The 15,940-nt window shown below is 36.8% G+C and carries 15 protein-coding genes; 12 read left to right on the forward strand and 3 right to left on the reverse strand.

Annotated features, from left to right (window positions below; all coding sequences use genetic code 11):
• Positions 1–69 precede the first annotated feature (69 nt).
• The 7 genes from PaeCFBP13512_RS06250 (at position 70) to PaeCFBP13512_RS06280 (ending at position 8,132) form a co-directional block, all read left to right on the forward strand.
• On the forward strand, positions 70–1,461 hold the full coding sequence (locus tag PaeCFBP13512_RS06250) for a hypothetical protein (RefSeq protein WP_137221928.1): 1,392 nt from the start codon (positions 70–72) through the stop codon (positions 1,459–1,461).
• 394 nt (positions 1,462–1,855) lie between these two features.
• Entirely contained in the window at positions 1,856–2,836 is a 981-nt protein-coding gene (locus PaeCFBP13512_RS06255) for a phosphotransferase (RefSeq protein WP_137221930.1), read from the forward strand.
• A 79-nt stretch (positions 2,837–2,915) separates the two neighbouring features.
• Positions 2,916–3,854, forward strand: a complete 939-nt coding sequence (locus tag PaeCFBP13512_RS06260) for a serine hydrolase domain-containing protein (protein WP_137221932.1) — start codon at positions 2,916–2,918, stop codon at positions 3,852–3,854.
• Between the two features lie 213 nt (positions 3,855–4,067).
• Entirely contained in the window at positions 4,068–4,835 is a 768-nt protein-coding gene (locus PaeCFBP13512_RS06265; RefSeq protein ID WP_137221934.1) for a nucleotidyltransferase domain-containing protein, read from the forward strand.
• A gap of 191 nt (positions 4,836–5,026) precedes the next feature.
• Positions 5,027–5,407 (forward strand): hypothetical protein, encoded by a 381-nt coding sequence (locus tag PaeCFBP13512_RS06270; RefSeq protein WP_137221937.1) that lies wholly within the window; start codon positions 5,027–5,029, stop codon positions 5,405–5,407.
• A gap of 77 nt (positions 5,408–5,484) precedes the next feature.
• The gene (locus tag PaeCFBP13512_RS06275) at positions 5,485–5,892 is read left to right on the forward strand and encodes a hypothetical protein (RefSeq protein WP_137221939.1); all 408 of its coding nucleotides are present in this window, start codon (positions 5,485–5,487) and stop codon (positions 5,890–5,892) included.
• 347 nt (positions 5,893–6,239) lie between these two features.
• Positions 6,240–8,132: an RICIN domain-containing protein gene (locus PaeCFBP13512_RS06280; protein ID WP_137221941.1), complete on the forward strand. Its 1,893-nt coding sequence runs from the start codon at positions 6,240–6,242 to the stop codon at positions 8,130–8,132.
• A gap of 115 nt (positions 8,133–8,247) precedes the next feature.
• Here the strand turns inward: PaeCFBP13512_RS06280 and PaeCFBP13512_RS06285 are convergent, their stop codons facing one another.
• The 3 genes from PaeCFBP13512_RS06285 to PaeCFBP13512_RS06295 form a co-directional block, all read right to left on the reverse strand.
• Entirely contained in the window at positions 8,248–9,288 is a 1,041-nt protein-coding gene (locus PaeCFBP13512_RS06285; RefSeq protein ID WP_137221943.1) for an NAD(P)-dependent alcohol dehydrogenase, read from the reverse strand.
• Positions 9,289–9,538: 250 nt separating this feature from the next.
• Positions 9,539–10,084, reverse strand: coding sequence for a TetR/AcrR family transcriptional regulator (locus tag PaeCFBP13512_RS06290; protein ID WP_069328839.1), 546 nt, complete (start codon positions 10,082–10,084; stop codon positions 9,539–9,541).
• Between the two features lie 40 nt (positions 10,085–10,124).
• Positions 10,125–11,042: an AraC family transcriptional regulator gene (locus PaeCFBP13512_RS06295; RefSeq protein WP_069328840.1), complete on the reverse strand. Its 918-nt coding sequence runs from the start codon at positions 11,040–11,042 to the stop codon at positions 10,125–10,127.
• Positions 11,043–11,323: 281 nt separating this feature from the next.
• Between PaeCFBP13512_RS06295 and PaeCFBP13512_RS06300 the strand changes: the two genes are divergently transcribed.
• The 5 genes from PaeCFBP13512_RS06300 (at position 11,324) to PaeCFBP13512_RS06320 (ending at position 15,874) form a co-directional block, all read left to right on the forward strand.
• On the forward strand, positions 11,324–12,319 hold the full coding sequence (locus tag PaeCFBP13512_RS06300; RefSeq protein ID WP_137221945.1) for an aldo/keto reductase: 996 nt from the start codon (positions 11,324–11,326) through the stop codon (positions 12,317–12,319).
• Between the two features lie 152 nt (positions 12,320–12,471).
• Complete coding sequence (locus PaeCFBP13512_RS06305; RefSeq protein WP_137221947.1) at positions 12,472–13,596, forward strand: NAD(P)/FAD-dependent oxidoreductase; 1,125 nt, start codon at positions 12,472–12,474, stop codon at positions 13,594–13,596.
• Between the two features lie 236 nt (positions 13,597–13,832).
• On the forward strand, positions 13,833–14,024 hold the full coding sequence (locus tag PaeCFBP13512_RS06310; protein ID WP_069328843.1) for a spore coat protein: 192 nt from the start codon (positions 13,833–13,835) through the stop codon (positions 14,022–14,024).
• A gap of 12 nt (positions 14,025–14,036) precedes the next feature.
• Complete coding sequence (locus PaeCFBP13512_RS06315) at positions 14,037–14,348, forward strand: spore coat protein (RefSeq protein WP_083243593.1); 312 nt, start codon at positions 14,037–14,039, stop codon at positions 14,346–14,348.
• 188 nt (positions 14,349–14,536) lie between these two features.
• A complete protein-coding gene (locus PaeCFBP13512_RS06320) occupies positions 14,537–15,874 on the forward strand; it encodes a dihydrolipoyl dehydrogenase family protein (protein WP_161594225.1) in 1,338 nt (445 codons plus the stop codon).
• Positions 15,875–15,940 lie beyond the last annotated feature (66 nt).

The raw sequence follows: 15,940 nt of genomic DNA on the forward strand, positions 1-15,940 counted from the left end.
TTTAAATTTTCATTAGCTTATAGAATCTAAGATCGTAAGATTAAATCTAAAAAGTAGGTGTGAACAAAGATGAGTGAAATAAATAAAGATACCAAAATGGTAGAATTAGCTGTTGATTTAGATTTTGACCAAAATATTGATGTTTTAACCGCTGAACGTTCTGAAATTTTAAAGAACAAGAACGCTCAAATCATTACGAAAGAGATCAACGATGAAACTGTTGTAACTTGTATATATAAAGATCAAATTAGAACTTTTGAAGATCTAAATTTAGTTTTGGAGTTTAATTTTACGAAGGATATCTTTAAAAGCATGAACGTCTCTGTCGCCCATCATCAGATAAATGAAAATGATTTGGAATTGTATATTTATAAAAATATACAAATCAAACTATTGAATAGTGTATACAAAGAAAATTCAAGTAAATATACTGTTCGAGTATATAAGTGTATCTTTAACAAAACAACTATAAAAGGTGTTTATACAATAAACTGGGGGAATAAGATTCAGATGTTTCCTTTAATGGATTTTGAGAAAGATGAATCATTCTCAGAACATATTATTGTATTTGATGTGGAAGTCAGAGCAGTTAACTTAGATCAAGCTAGAAGTATGGCATACAACATTGTTTCAGATTTTACAGCTTTTTTGTCTTTACTCATAGACGTTGGATTTCAAGATTTAAGGTCAAAATATATGAATTTTTTAATGAAAGACAATTTTGGGAGATTGCAAGCTTCCCGTTATCGTACAGGTGCATATGATAAAGAGCTAGGCTTATATATAAAAGATAATTTTTATGGCATTACTCCTGAAGATAAACCTGGATATGATTATGGTCCGATTTATTTGCTTCCTGAGGAAATGAAGACGAAGGTTACTTATCAAATAGATAGTGATGCTTTTTTAGAAGATAAATTCAAAAATAGAGAAATAAAGAAAAAATCTACAATGAAAAATGAATATTTAGAAGGTTCATTTGCAGAGATCCATAATCCGTATAACTCTATTAAAGTTCCAAGGAAGATCAGAGAATATTTTCGTGAGATCAAACAGCTTGAAGAGAAAAATGTCAATAAATACGAATTTTTTAGAAACGCATCTCGTATTTACGCACTTGCTAAGAATATTGAGCAATTTAATGAAACTTCAGCTATATCTTATATGGTAGCTTCTGTTGAAGCTCTAGGAAAAAGTGAAAAGATGAGTTTCTCTGAGATTTGCAGAAAATATTTGGGTGAAGATGTAGATTTAAAACTTCTTGACTATCTCTACGGGAATGTTAGATCAGGACATTTTCATTCAGGGGAATTTGCTTTTCTTGAATATGAGGTGAATTTCAATAGATCAATGGATAGTTTATACACTAACCTTATACGGAAAAATCGCCAAGCTAAAAAAAGTTTGCGAAAAGTCTTAGTAAGTTGGATTGAAGATAACTTAAACATGAGGTACAATTAAACAGCTTATTTTACAATGATTTTTAATTTCGATGAGAATAAATAAATTTTTCACATGAATACAGATAGAGTCAGCAAATTCAAGAAAAAATTCCGTCGTATAATATAATATTCAAGCAGCGGCTCCTCTGGAGCCTTGGTCTGTTAGATGGATTTCGAAGAGGCATTTCGGCAGACAACCCCTTCAGGGTTCATGAATACAGAAACGTTATAGGAAATTAGTTCACACCATAAAAATCTACTGATCATCTAAAGCCTAGAAGCTAGTTACTAATGGACAAGCCAAGGTGAAAGTTGGTTGCTTATATCGAATGATTTGGAAGTAAATAAAGATAAATAACTACCAAAATATATTAAATTAAAGGAAAATTACAAGTCAAAAGGATGGTGTAGATTTGAGCTTATTTCCTGTTACCTACTCACTTTTGTCCAAGCAAGCATTACTAGCACATATTAAAGACAATTATGACTTTCAAGAACCTATTCATTTAAAATACTTCCTTAAAGGTATGAACGATACCTACATTGTAGATACCGAGTCGAGTAAATATATATTTAGAGTGTATCGTGCGGATCGAAGAAATAAATCGGAGATAGCTTTTGAATTGGATGTATTGAATCATCTCAATGGGAATAATGTAAGCGTATCCGTACCGATTACCAAAAAAGACGGCACCTTTATAAACGATTTTTTGGTCATGGAAGGTGTGAAACATGGCGTTATGTTTAGTTATGCAGAAGGTAATGAAAAACCAATTCATACTGTAGAAGATAGTTATTTGTTTGGCGAATCCGTTGCTCGAATTCATAAAGTGACTGAACATTTTAAAAGTGAACACGTAAGAGATACTCTAGATTTGGAATATCTAATAGAGAGACCGCTTAATAACATCAAATTACATATGGAACAGCGTCTAGAAGATTACCATTTCATTTATGAACTAATCTCAGGATTAAAGGAACAGCTAGCGATGAAGATAGGAGAAGGATTAGATTGGGGGATTTGTCATGGAGACTTGCATGGTAACACCAATGTAGCCTTTACTGACAATGGGAAATTAACACATTATGATTTTGATATTTGCGGTTATGGATGGAGATCTTATGATATCGCAGAGTTTAGATTGGCGAGAGAAATTCACAGTGGTCATAATAAAGATGAAGTTGAAAGACTTTGGGAAGCATTTCTAAACGGCTACAGGAATGTAAGAGATCTAAGTAGAAATGATGTAGAAGCCGTCTCTCTATTCGTGGTAATTAGACAACTATGGCTCTTTAGCTTATGTTTTACTGAAGCAGAGCTCATAGAGGAAGCTGACTTTGATAATAGCTTTATTGACAGTAAGATGGAATATTTCAGGACAGTAAGTTTTTAATCTTTTGCATCGTTCTTTTCGTGGATATAAAACACAAATCTTCAAATGATCTTCATAAATAATGAATAGGAGCAAGCCTATGATCATTGAATCTCTGAATCAGTCTCAAATCAACGATGAAAAAATGAAATCATTTATTAGCTATTTAAAAAAGGAAAAAATAGAAAGTTGTCTAATAAGCGTAGGTTCAGATATTGTACTTCAATATTTTAGAAACAATAAATCGAAAGATAAGCTCCACAAAATCAATTCGTGTACGAAAAGTATTACTTCATGCTTAATTGGAATTGCTGTCGAACAGGGATTAATTGCAGATCTTCATACGCCGATTGTTCATTACTTCCCTTCGCTTCTACAGGATAAAGATATCCGGAAACAAAGCATTACCATTGAGCACTTATTGAGTATGAGTGCAGGATTTGATTGGCCTGAGTTGGGGGAATGGAATGGCTGGCCAGCCATGATACATAGTTCGAACTGGGTTGATTATATATTAGAGCGCCCATTAAATGCCGAACCTGGTGAAAGAATGAACTATAATTCTGGCTGTAGCCATTTATTATTAGCAATACTTCAACAGGTATCCGGAATGAGTGCCAAAGATTTCGCAATAAAGTATCTATTCTCTAGTTTGAAGATGAAAGATTTCATATGGCATGTAGATCCTCAGGGAGTTCATATTGGTGGTTTTGGGATACATATGTCTATACAAGATATGCAAAAATTCGGCTACTTTTACTTAAACAAGGGACGTTGTGGGAAACGACAACTACTTAGTGAAGAATGGATAGCGACTTCAACCCAACCAAAGTATTTAACATATGATGATATCGGTTATTATGGTCATCACTGGTGGGTGGCCAATGAATCTTTAGAGAACTCTTTTTATTTCGCTATGGGTATGGGTGGACAGTATATCTGTGTAGATCATTCTCAAAATATAGTTGTTGCATTAACAAGTGATACATACGGTGATACCCTAAAACCATTAAAAGCGATTGCAGAACTTTTGCGATAACACAAAGAAATTAGCACATCTATTAATAAAAAGTTCATACATTGTCATATGCGCTCTTTGGTCGCCAAAAGAAATATTGGGAGTATGAATTCGGACTTATACGTCCAATCGGCTAAGTTAAATAACACGTTTATTGGAGTGAATTAAGATACCTGAATATCAGGAAAGCACGTATTTTAGTCAGAAGAAGTTTTTAGTTGAGGGGGAGTCTACATGATATTAGAAAAAGTCATAAATAAAATTGAAATACAAAGCGAATATAAGGATTTTGTTGATAAGTATATAGATAATGTACTCACCGAATTTAAAGGGAAGATTCATAGCATTTATATGTGCGGCTCGATCCCAAAAGGAACAGCTACACCTTTTAAATCAGATGCAGATTTTACGATTGTATGTGTAGATCCTAAAGATATAGATTACGAGAGATTGTCAAAGATTAAAGACAGGCTTTTGGAAGAATATCCAGTACTCACCAAGATTGATACGATCATTTGCTCGATGGACGATGTATTAAGTAAACCAAATGAGTGGGGGTTTTGGGTAAAGATCATTTGTGTCTGCGTATACGGTCAAGACATTGGTGAAAAAGTACCGCCGATCATCATTTCTCCTGAGTTCATTGTAGATTTAAATAAAGAGACCAAAGATGAAGTAGATCGTATACATCATTCACTTTCTGATGCTAGTGATCCCAAAATGAAAATGAGATATATAAAAGGTTATTCTAAGCGATTAATTCGTGCATTATACTCTTTGGTTTTGGAAGATACAGGTGTATGGGAAGATGATATGGTTAAGATGAAAAATGCTATATTAGACTATTGTAAGATTGACTCGGCTTTAGTTGATTATCTGTATGCTTGTTACTTGGATAGTCATGTACATGTTGAAGAGTTTCTAGGGATTGCAGATGAAGTATATCGTTATTTTGAGAATACTCTAAATGCAATGGCTGCTTCCAGAACTTCTTTAGGATAAAATCATATTGAAGTTCCGATTTACTCTGAGAATCGAAGGATCACATCCATTTACTAAGATCTCAAGACGTCTATTCATTAAGTGTTTAATAATTTATAGCTAGTTATAAATTGACTCTAAGGGAACATGATGTCGACCGTGAATACAGGAGTGTTACACGCAAATTAGATATTTAGGGAGCATTTTCAAAAATGATCAGGAATATAGAAAGTATAAAACCTATCATCAATAATTTCTCAATCCATACAATTGAGTGGCTTTCAGACTTACATTTTCAAGTTATTCAAAACAAATATTTTGAAAATACTTCTATACTTGATATAACGTTCTTAATCAAAGAAAATGGAAAAACTTATGAATTACTTATAAGATTTTTTAACGTAGAGGCTTTACGTTTTCAATCTGGAGGAACATTAACTCAAATAAGTGGATTTAATATTAAAGATTTAACGGAAAACGGCTATTACCCAATGAAATATGAAGTCGAAGATTACGAGAATGGAATCATCCATTTTTATTGTGCTGATATTGAATTCTTAAGTCTTACTGAGAGTGAGTACATTGCTATTTAGAAGATATAGGATATTAGAAAAAGTAGCTAATAAAAGTATATTCTCCATATAACAGAATAAAAAAGGATATAAAAAAAATGAAAATCACTTTAATTAATCAAAGCGATTTAACATTGATTTACCTTTACTTCTACTCACGAGAACAATGTATTCATTTGAATACTGGTGGAGAAGCAGATAAGGTATGTAAATTGCTTTTTAATCAAGAGAATGAATGGATAGGCTTAAGTATAGAAAGTAATTATTTAATTAGGGACATGTTCGAGCCTAATCCGCAACCATCTATTAATTATATTAATGGTGAATGGATTATTTATTTCACTGAAATATTTGGAATGGAACTTAGAGAAGAAGAACATAGCTGTATAACAGACCTATACAATGACTCATACACTGGAATAGAATTGATATTAATAGAGGGGACGATTCCAAAGCGTAAATTTATAGAGCCATTAATTTATAAGAACCAACAGAAAGAGAAATGAATATTTTCAAAGAAGAGGCAATATTTAATAACATGACATTAACTAAAAAATAAGGAATCAAATGGATCGTTCTGATTCGATAGACGAAAAAGAATGTCAGGCGTTTTTTTAGCTTCCAAATCGTCTGGGCATCTCTCTCCAAGAGACAACGGTTTTGACTTTCCAAGGCATGTCATCGAATATGGGGAAGTTCCATTTCAATTGTAAAATAATTGAAATAGCCCTCAATTCTGTGTATGATAGAGGAAGAGATCATTCTTTACGAATCGATCTCTTCTTCAAATTCATTTTGTAAGCGTATACATAAAGGCGATTTTAATACCACCATCCGAAGGAGGACATATTGAATGGCGCAAACAAAGTACAAAAAACGGTTAGCAATACTCAACCACAGTATGCTGATCCTGGCATTACTAATCACAACGTATGGAGTGGTTCCGATGAAAAATGCGTCTGCGGCAAGTTATAATGCAACGGTTAATCCAAATGTACAGTATCAGACATGGGAAGGTTGGGGAACATCACTTGCATGGTGGGCGAATCGTGTAGGGGGTGCTTCTGAATCGGTACGTAATGATTATGCGGACAAATTGTTTGGCAGTAACGGTCTACAAATGAATATTGTTCGTTACAATATCGGTGGTGGTGAGAATCCAGCTTATCCGAATCATATGGAACTACGTGCACGTATTCCGGGCTTCAAGGATTCAGCAACGTCTGCTTATGATTGGACAAGAGACAGCAACCAGCGCTCGATCTTACAAGCAGCCAAATCTCGAATCCCTGCTAGCGAATTTATTGCCGAAGCGTTCTCCAATTCACCACCGTGGTGGATGACCAAGAGTGGAAGTGTTACGGGTAATCAGAATGCTGCTGAAAATCTGAAAGACGATATGTATGATGATTTTGCCGATTATCTTACAACAGTAACCAAGCAGTTCAGTGATCAATGGGGCGTTAATTTCCGTACATTATCTGCATTTAACGAACCTAGTTCGGATTACTGGTATTTCGGCAATCGTCAAGAAGGTAACGTGATGTTTGCGCCTAATCAACAAGTAATGATCGGTCAGTTATCCAATGCGATAGCAGCTAAAGGTCTACCGATTGGCATTAGTGCTCCTGAAGAAACAAGTATCGATCTAACGCGCAAAAGTATTGATAGCTATTCAGCGGCTACCAAGTCCAAATTAGTGCAATACAATACTCATACGTATCAAGGTAGTGACCGCACAGGGCTGAATACTTCTGCTAATGGTAAACGGTTGTGGAATTCCGAGCATGGTGACGGTGATAACACAGGTATGACGTTGTCTCGTACGATTTTGTCGGATCTCAAATATATGAAAAATAGTGCATGGGTCTACTGGCAAGCGGTGGAGACACCGGGCGGTTGGGGTATGATCGAAACCGATCTGAATAATGCGAGTGCCAATCTAGGCACATATACCGTTACAAAGAAATTTCATATGATGGCACAATGGAGTAAATTTATTCGTCCGGGATACAAAATAATTGATATTGTCGATAATAACTCTGTGGCGGCTTACGATACAGTAGGCAAAAAGTTAGTCATTGTCACTGTGAATAGCACAACATCAGCGAATACAGTCAATTACGATCTATCTCAATTCACTACATTGACTGGCAATGTGACCGGTTATCGGACAAGTAGTTCTGAGAATATGGTGGCAATTAGTGGACTATCTCTAGCCAATAAGAAATTCACTAATACTCAACCTGCGAATTCGGTCAGTACATTTGTGATTACAGGTATCTCTGGAGCAATAGGTGGAGGCACGACGATCGATGGTAATGCGTATTACAAAATCGTCAACCAGAATAGTAACAAATTGCTTGATGTGAGCGAAGCGTCTACAGCAGATGGAGCGAATGTGCTTCAATGGATGGACATTGGAGGAACAAATCAACAATGGAAATTCGTCGCAACCACCAATGGATATTACAAATTAATCAATCGTAAAACAGGTAAAGCGCTAGAAGTATCTGCTCAATCGGTAGCCGATGGTGGTGATGTGGTTCAGTGGACAGACAACGGTGGCACGAATCAACAGTGGAAACCTGTGTTTACAGACAATACGATGAAATTAATCAATCGCAATAGTAATAAGGTCGCTGAGATCAGCAGCGGATCAACCAGTAATGGCGGCGATGTGATTCAGTGGACAGACAACGGTGGTACGAATCAGAAGTGGATTTTGCTCAAAGCAACAGAGTGATATCCATATCCTAACGATAAAATGCAAACACCAAAAAGAAGCCCTTCGATAGTGAAAGGCTTCTTTTTGATAGACATGTATATATGAACGATTGGATCAAATATATAGTGATCTTTTACAAAGTAGCGATATCAATAACAAAGCGATAACGTACATCACTGTTTACAACACGCTCATAAGCTTCGCCTACATAATCTGCACCGATCACTTCGATCATTGGAGCGATATTATGTTCAGCTGCAAAGTTAAGCATTTCTTGTGTTTCTGGAATACCGCCTACAAGTGAACCAGCAAGGCTACGACGACCCATAATAAGTGAGAATACGCTGTATTGATCTTGATCAGCAGGAGCACCTACGTTTACTAGCGTTCCGTCTACACGTAGCATAGAAAGATAAGCATTCACATCAAGGTTAGCAGACACTGTGTTTAAGATCAGATCAAATTTGTTCGCAAGTGTTGTAAATGTCTCTGCATCACCTGTTGCATAATAATGATCTGCTCCAAAACCGATTGCTTCGTCTTTTTTAGTCATAGAACGACTCAATACAGTTACTTCTGCGCCTAATGCATGAGCAAATTGAATAGCCAAGTGACCTAGACCACCAACACCCACGATTGCTACTTTTTTACCTGGACCAATATTCCAATGTTTCAAAGGGGAATAGGTAGTGATTCCAGCACATAGAAGTGGACTAGCTACATCTAAGCCTAGCGCTTCTGGAATACTGACAACAAAGCGATCTGTAACAACGATTTTTTGGCTGTATCCACCATAAGTCGGGTTACCATCATAGTCTCTAGAGTTATACGTTTGAACAACACCTTTAGTACAATATTGCTCGTCACCTTGTAGACAATATTCACATTCGCCACAAGAATCTACAAAACAACCTACACCTACACGGTCGCCTACAGCAAATTTAGTGACGTCTGTTCCGACTGCTTCAACCACACCAGCGATTTCATGACCTGGAACCATTGGGAAAATCCCGCCGCCCCATTCGTCATAAGCGCTATGGATATCTGAGTGACAGATTCCGCTAAATTTGATATCAATTAAAATATCATTCGGACGTAATTCTCTCCGTTCAATCGTTGTTTTCTCAAATGGTGCTTTTGGACTTGCAGCACTGAGTACGTGTGTTTTGCACATAAGTTTCTCTGCTCCTTCTCCTTAAGCAATATCAATTTCGTTTGAAATGCTAAAGTGTTCGATTTTTTAGTATATCAAAGGTATAACACATTTTACCGATCAGCCAAACATGTCCCCTTTAATACACGTCTGTATATTATCACTAAAACTAGATTGCTTACAATCGATAAAAAAGTGATATTTGTCTATTAATGAACAATAAATGCATATGTGTTCAATAATTCATATGTTTTGGTACGTTTAGAACGTATTATAAATTGCGATCGAGCAACAAGCCTACTTGATCAGCCATCACTTCGCTAGAATAAGGCATATTGTTGATGATCCACCACTCTGTCATCCCCACATACGAAGTCACGATAAATTGTAAAAGGATATCTTCACTAACACTCGCATTTTTCTCACCGGATTGTTTGACTTCATTTTCAAATTCTTCACTTAGAAATTCAACAAATTGCGTCCGGAAATAGGTAGCGCCTTTACTAGCTAACATCGTTGAGAAAAAAAGATAGTTTTGTTCCAAATATTCAAACCACGGTAAAATCGCGTCTCTAAAATCAAGATCAGCTACAGATCGGCAAATATCTCTCAATTTCTGAATATGTTCTGCTATTAATTTATTAAGCAGGTCAAATTTATCGGAGTAATGAAGATAGATCGTTCCCCGACTGATATTGGCGCGATCCGAGATATCTTGTAATGTAATTTCATCAAAACTTTTTTCAGTCATCAATTCAATCACTGCTGTTTTCATCGCTTCTTGTGATTTGAGAATACGTCGATCGGTTTTGGGCATGAAGGGAATCACCGTACTTTCTGAATGTAGTTCAGTATCACTACGAGTTAAATGTAAATTCGTACTTTTCTTTGAGACGTTTGATATCTGTGCGTGGTGGTGAACCGAACATACGCGCATACTCACGACTGAATTGAGAAGCACTTTCATAACCAATGCGGAAAGCTACATCTGCGGCATCTGCGGATTCAGCTAACAATAAGCGCCGTGCTTCTTGTAATCGCAATTGCTTTTGAAATTGAAGAGGAGTCATAGCAGTTACTTCTTTAAAATTGCGATGGAACGAAGAAACACTCATACTGGCTACTTCGGCAAGTTCCTCAATCGATAATGCCTGATCATAATGATCCATAATATACTGAATTGTATCTTGGATACGGTACGTACTGCTTCCTTCCATAGCCATCTGAGCCAGTGTCACTCCATATTCGCCTTGCAACAGGCGATACAATATTTCTTTGATACATAAGGGTGCCAAAAAAGGAATATCTGCCGGATGATCCAACAGACGGGCTAAGCGAAGAATCGAATCCAGCAAGCCTGAATTAATTTGCCCGACAAAGAGTGCACGTCCAGCGTTATCATTCACATTAGGCTTGATCGAAGAATCATTGAGAACATCCAAAATCTGCTTTTGAGTAAATTCAAGCTTAAAACTAACGTAAGGTTCTTCGGTAGAAGCTTTGATCACTTGACCGACAACCGGTAAATTTATAGACCCGACTAAATAATCATTCGGATTGTATAAAAATCGTTCTTTAGCTAGATAGATTTCTTTGGAGCCTTGAGCGATAAAACACAATGCAGGTCGAGCAACCTTATAAGCAGGTTCTGTTGTCGATAAATAACGGATAAAAAACAACGAAGAAATCGCTGTTTCTTGAACACCTTCAGCAGTTGAATGACGTTTGATTAAGCGAGCCAATTCCTCTTTTTTATTTTGCATTTCTTGAGACATCCCCGAATCCTCCTTTGTAAATATGTATATCTGTCGATTACGCCAAATTCGTATAAAATGTACATCATATCTATCGTGTTACTTTTACTACGTATTGGATATAAGAGAATTAGGCAATCATTTAAGATAAATGGGATAACGATGCTTACAAGATATATTGCATAATATAAACAAGCAGTTGTGCACCGTATCCTGCTTAATGTGTCTACTATTATAGACAGCTGTTCATTAACGAAGCAAGATTTTTTGCATCATACCATACGAAAGTGAGGAGAATCATCATGGAATATATCAAATTAGGAAATACAGGACTAGATGTATCACGCATTTGTTTAGGGTGTATGGGGTTTGGAGATCCTAAGCGTTGGGTTCATTCATGGGTACTTAACGACGAGCAAAGTCGTCCTATCATTAAGCAAGCATTAGAACTAGGCATTAACTTTTTTGATACAGCGAATGTGTATTCTCTTGGCGCTAGTGAAGAAATTGTAGGACGTGCACTCAAAGAATACGCTAATCGTGATGAGATTGTACTAGCGACTAAAGTGCATGGCAAAATGCATGAAGGACCTAATGGTGGAGGTCTATCTCGTAAAGCCATTATGAGTGAAATTGATAAAAGTCTTCAACGTCTAGGTACAGATTATGTAGATTTGTATCAAATTCATCGTTGGGATTATGAGACACCGATCGAAGAAACGATGGAAGCGTTACATGATGTCGTTAAAGCAGGTAAAGCTAGATATATTGGAGCTTCTGCGATGTATGCATGGCAGTTTTTGAAAGCGATCCAGACGGCTAAAGCCAATCACTGGACTTCTTTTGTATCGATGCAGAATCATTTGAATTTGTTATATCGTGAAGAAGAACGAGAGATGTTGCCTCTTTGCTTAGAAGAAGGAGTAGGGGTGATTCCATACAGCCCATTAGCATCCGGGCGATTAACTCGTGATCCTAATGAAACAACTGAACGTTCAGAAACAGATAAGATTCAAAAATCCAAATATGACGCTACAGCGGATGCCGATCGTGTGATTATTGACCAAGTGGCTGAGATTGCACAAAAACGGGGCGTACCCCGTTCCCATATCGCTCTGGCGTGGTTATTACAAAAGCAACCGGTAAGTGCTCCAATCGTAGGAGCAACCAAATCATCTCATTTGGAAGATGCTGTAGCTGCTCTGTCTGTCACATTAACACCAGAAGAAGTGACTTCTCTAGAAAAAGGATATATCCCGCATCCTGTTGTCGGTTTACTTCCGTATCCATCCAAATAAATCATAGCGATCAGAAGCGACTATCATTGATTCTAACAAAGAGCAGTAGGTCTATCCTACTGCTCTTTACTGTACATATCGTAAGAATAGAAGAGAATTATCTGCATTTTCGTTATAATAAAGACATTCGTGTACAAGAAAGGAATGCAGTGATGAAGAAAGTAATCGTAATTGGAGCAGGAATTCTAGGAGCTTCAACAGCCTATCAGCTAACCAAAATGGGAGCAGAAGTACTTATTATAGATCGGAAAGATAAAGGGCAAGCTACCGATGCGGCGGCAGGCATTATTTGCCCGTGGTTATCTCAGCGTCGTAATCAAGCATGGTATCGTCTTGCCAAAGCAGGAGCGCAATTTTATCCACAACTGATTCAAGAACTCGAAGATGCAGGCGAAACGGATACTGGATATGCGCAAGTCGGAGCGCTTAGTATTCATGAAGATATAGATAAAATCATCAAAATGCAAGAACGAGCACAGGTTCGTAAAGAGCATGCACCTGAAATTGGAGAAATTACTGTTCTGAACGACGAAGAGACTCAGGCAAAGTTTCCTTTACTGAAAAAAGGCTATCATGCTGTTCATATTAGCGGAGCGGCTCGTATAGACGGTCGGGCGCTAAGAGATGCATTAATCCGATCAGCACAGAAACAAGGAGCACAGGTGATTGAAGGAGATGCTACACTGCTATACCAAGATCATCATGTCACTGGAGTCACTGTGAATGGAGAACGTTGGCAAGCAGATCAGGTGGTCGTATGTGCGGGTGCATGGGCTCCTTCATTATTTCAGCCTTTAGGGATTGACCTACAAGTAAGTTATCAGAAAGCTCAAATTATTCATTTACAGGTACAAGAGCAATCTGATGATATAGGAAAATGGCCAGTCATTATGCCGCCTACAGATCAATATCTGCTTGCATTTGATGAACAGAAAATAGTCGTTGGAGCTACACATGAAAATGATATCGAAGGCTATGATATTAGAGTTACAGCAGGGGGGATGCAAGAAGTATTAAATAAAGGATTAGAATTAGCACCTGCTCTTGCAGATAGTACGCTACAAGAAGTACGTGTAGGATTCAGACCTTTTACTCCAGGATTTCTACCTGTGATAGGAGCGATTCCAGCATGGAAAGGTTTACTAACTGCCAATGGGCTTGGAGCCTCAGGCTTAACAATGGGGCCTTTTATCGGATACCAACTGGCTAAGTTAGCACTTGATCTTGATGTAGATATTGATATCAATGATTATGATATAGCTACAGCTTTAAATTAACTAGGTAGCTGAATACAGTCAAAAGAATATAGAAATCCACTTTTACGATGTTCAACGGGTGGGTATATAAATAAAAAGAAGTGATCGTTGCCTAACTGCTGACGATCCTTTTTTGTATACAGTGCCAAATGTTTTATTACTTAATTTTACTAAAAGTGATATTTTTGTAATTAATCAGGTATATATAAAAGGGAAAGCGATTTAAAAATTGAAATATCATAAGGAGTGTTAAAGGAATGACAAAGCAATTAGCAACTCACGAAAAACTTGAAGTTCATGAACTTTTAACTTTCAAAACTTCTTGTGTTACCAAAGCTGTAGCGATGCGTGAATTGGTGAAAGATGACCAACTCAAACAGATTATTGATGAAGATATTCAGAATTCTACAAAAGCTATCGAAGACCTAAAATCTATTTTACAAAAATAAAGGGGTGTAATTATGGCTACAAGTAATATGACAAAAGAAATGTTGGTTAATGCAACAGCGCCACTAGATGATCTGGCGATTGCTACTGATCTACTGATGTCTGCCAAAGCTGGAGTTCGTAATTATGCTGTAGCAATTACAGAAACAGCAACGCCAAGTGTACGCAAAACATTAAAAGCTCAATTGCAAAAAGCGATCGATTTGCATGAGAAAATTGCAACCTATATGATCGAAAATGAAATGTATCATGCTTATGATGTAGAAGAGCAAGTAGAGCATGATCTTAAAAAAGCAGATATGGCTTTAGAATTAGTGAACAAATAATCGAATAATCCAAAGGCAAATCATTGTAGATCAATTGATCTCTCTGATTTGCCTTTTTTATTTTTCTGTCTCAATATATTTAACCCCAATTAATCGTGTGCGATTGATTGGGGTTGCTTTTGGTTAAGGTATAGATAACCAATCATATTCAAATATATCAATAACATTCGAAAATGGAGGAATATATAATGAGTAACTTTGATGTTTTATTTATCGGTAGTGGTCAAGGCGCATGGAATGCGGCAATGCCATTAAGTATGTCAGGACAAAAAGTAGCTATTATCGAGCGCGACAAAATTGCAGGCGTATGTACAAACTACGGTTGTAACCCAAAAATTATTTTGGATGGCCCTATCAAAGTGATGGAAGATGCTCAAGCATACAAAGGAATTGGTATGACAAGCGAAATGAAAATCAATTGGTCTGAATTAATGGCTCATAAAAATAAAGTGTTAGATGCATTACCTGTGATGTTAGAAGAAAATTTCAAAAAAGCAGGCATTGAAGTAATCAAAGGCGAAGCATCGTTTGTAAATGAAAAAACAGTTGCTGTTAATGGTCAAGAATACACAGCAGACAAAATTGTTATCGCAAGCGGTCAACGTCCAACACCACTAGATATTCCGGGCAAAGAGTACTTAAAAACAAGTAATGAATTTTTATACTTAGAAGATCTTCCAGATCATATTGTATTTGTAGGTGCTGGTTATGTATCTATGGAGCTGGCTTCTATCGCTGTCAAAGTAGGAGCGACTGTACATGTGATTCAATCATCCGATCATATTCTGAATGAATTCCATCAACCTTATGCTCAAAAATTGCTTACAAAGATGCAACAAGACGGAATTCAATTCCATTTCAATGAAAAATTAAGCAAAGTGGAACAACAAGGAGAGCAATTACAGATCACTACAGAAAAAGGTCTAACCTTAACGACTCAATTAGTTATTAATGCTACAGGACGAGTACCGAATGTAGAAAATCTAAATCTTGAAGCAGCTGGTGTGGAGTATAACAGCAAAGGTATTATCGTTGATGAGTATCTACAGACGACACAAAAAGGCATTTACGCAAGCGGAGATATTCTTGATAAAAAACAACCACGTCTAACACCAACAGCTGTATTTGAAGCGAAATATCTAGCAGCTTCTTTCTTAGGTGCTCAGACTCAAGCTATTGAATATCCACCGATCGCTACGATTGCTTTTACAGTGCCACGGATTGCACAAATTGGGGTAACGATTGAAGAAGCAGAAGCGACAGGACTTACTATTAAGCCGATTGATCTAGGCAAACAATGGGACTTTGCAGGTCGTAATGAAACAGAAGCTCATTTGAATCTGGTATATGATCAAGAGCAAAAACTTGTAGGTGCGACAGCATACAGTCAGGAAGCACTTGAGATTATTAACAGCTTAACTCCTATTATCACATTAGGATTAACCTCTAAAGAGGTAGACAAATTGATCTACGCATTCCCTTCTTTTGAAACGATGATTCCAAGATACATGCAAGAAACGAAATAATGTATAACACAAACACCCCTACTTTGAGAGCAGAGTAGGGGTGTTTTGTGTACGCACTATATTAAT

Origin of the sequence: Paenibacillus sp. CFBP13512 (assembly GCF_005233705.1) — a bacterium.
GTDB lineage: Bacteria > Bacillota > Bacilli > Paenibacillales > Paenibacillaceae > Saccharibacillus > Saccharibacillus nuruki.

Coding starts and splice junctions, on each gene's coding strand:
- PaeCFBP13512_RS06250 (WP_137221928.1), top strand. CDS start 70: ATGAGTGAAATAAATAAAGATACCAAAATGGTAGAATTAGCTGTTGAT.
- PaeCFBP13512_RS06260 (WP_137221932.1), top strand. CDS start 2,916: ATGATCATTGAATCTCTGAATCAGTCTCAAATCAACGATGAAAAAATG.
- PaeCFBP13512_RS06265 (WP_137221934.1), top strand. CDS start 4,068: ATGATATTAGAAAAAGTCATAAATAAAATTGAAATACAAAGCGAATAT.
- PaeCFBP13512_RS06270 (WP_137221937.1), top strand. CDS start 5,027: ATGATCAGGAATATAGAAAGTATAAAACCTATCATCAATAATTTCTCA.
- PaeCFBP13512_RS06275 (WP_137221939.1), top strand. CDS start 5,485: ATGAAAATCACTTTAATTAATCAAAGCGATTTAACATTGATTTACCTT.
- PaeCFBP13512_RS06280 (WP_137221941.1), top strand. CDS start 6,240: ATGGCGCAAACAAAGTACAAAAAACGGTTAGCAATACTCAACCACAGT.
- PaeCFBP13512_RS06285 (WP_137221943.1), bottom strand. CDS start 9,288: ATGTGCAAAACACACGTACTCAGTGCTGCAAGTCCAAAAGCACCATTT.
- PaeCFBP13512_RS06290 (WP_069328839.1), bottom strand. CDS start 10,084: ATGCCCAAAACCGATCGACGTATTCTCAAATCACAAGAAGCGATGAAA.
- PaeCFBP13512_RS06295 (WP_069328840.1), bottom strand. CDS start 11,042: ATGTCTCAAGAAATGCAAAATAAAAAAGAGGAATTGGCTCGCTTAATC.
- PaeCFBP13512_RS06300 (WP_137221945.1), top strand. CDS start 11,324: ATGGAATATATCAAATTAGGAAATACAGGACTAGATGTATCACGCATT.
- PaeCFBP13512_RS06305 (WP_137221947.1), top strand. CDS start 12,472: ATGAAGAAAGTAATCGTAATTGGAGCAGGAATTCTAGGAGCTTCAACA.
- PaeCFBP13512_RS06310 (WP_069328843.1), top strand. CDS start 13,833: ATGACAAAGCAATTAGCAACTCACGAAAAACTTGAAGTTCATGAACTT.
- PaeCFBP13512_RS06315 (WP_083243593.1), top strand. CDS start 14,037: ATGGCTACAAGTAATATGACAAAAGAAATGTTGGTTAATGCAACAGCG.
- PaeCFBP13512_RS06320 (WP_161594225.1), top strand. CDS start 14,537: ATGAGTAACTTTGATGTTTTATTTATCGGTAGTGGTCAAGGCGCATGG.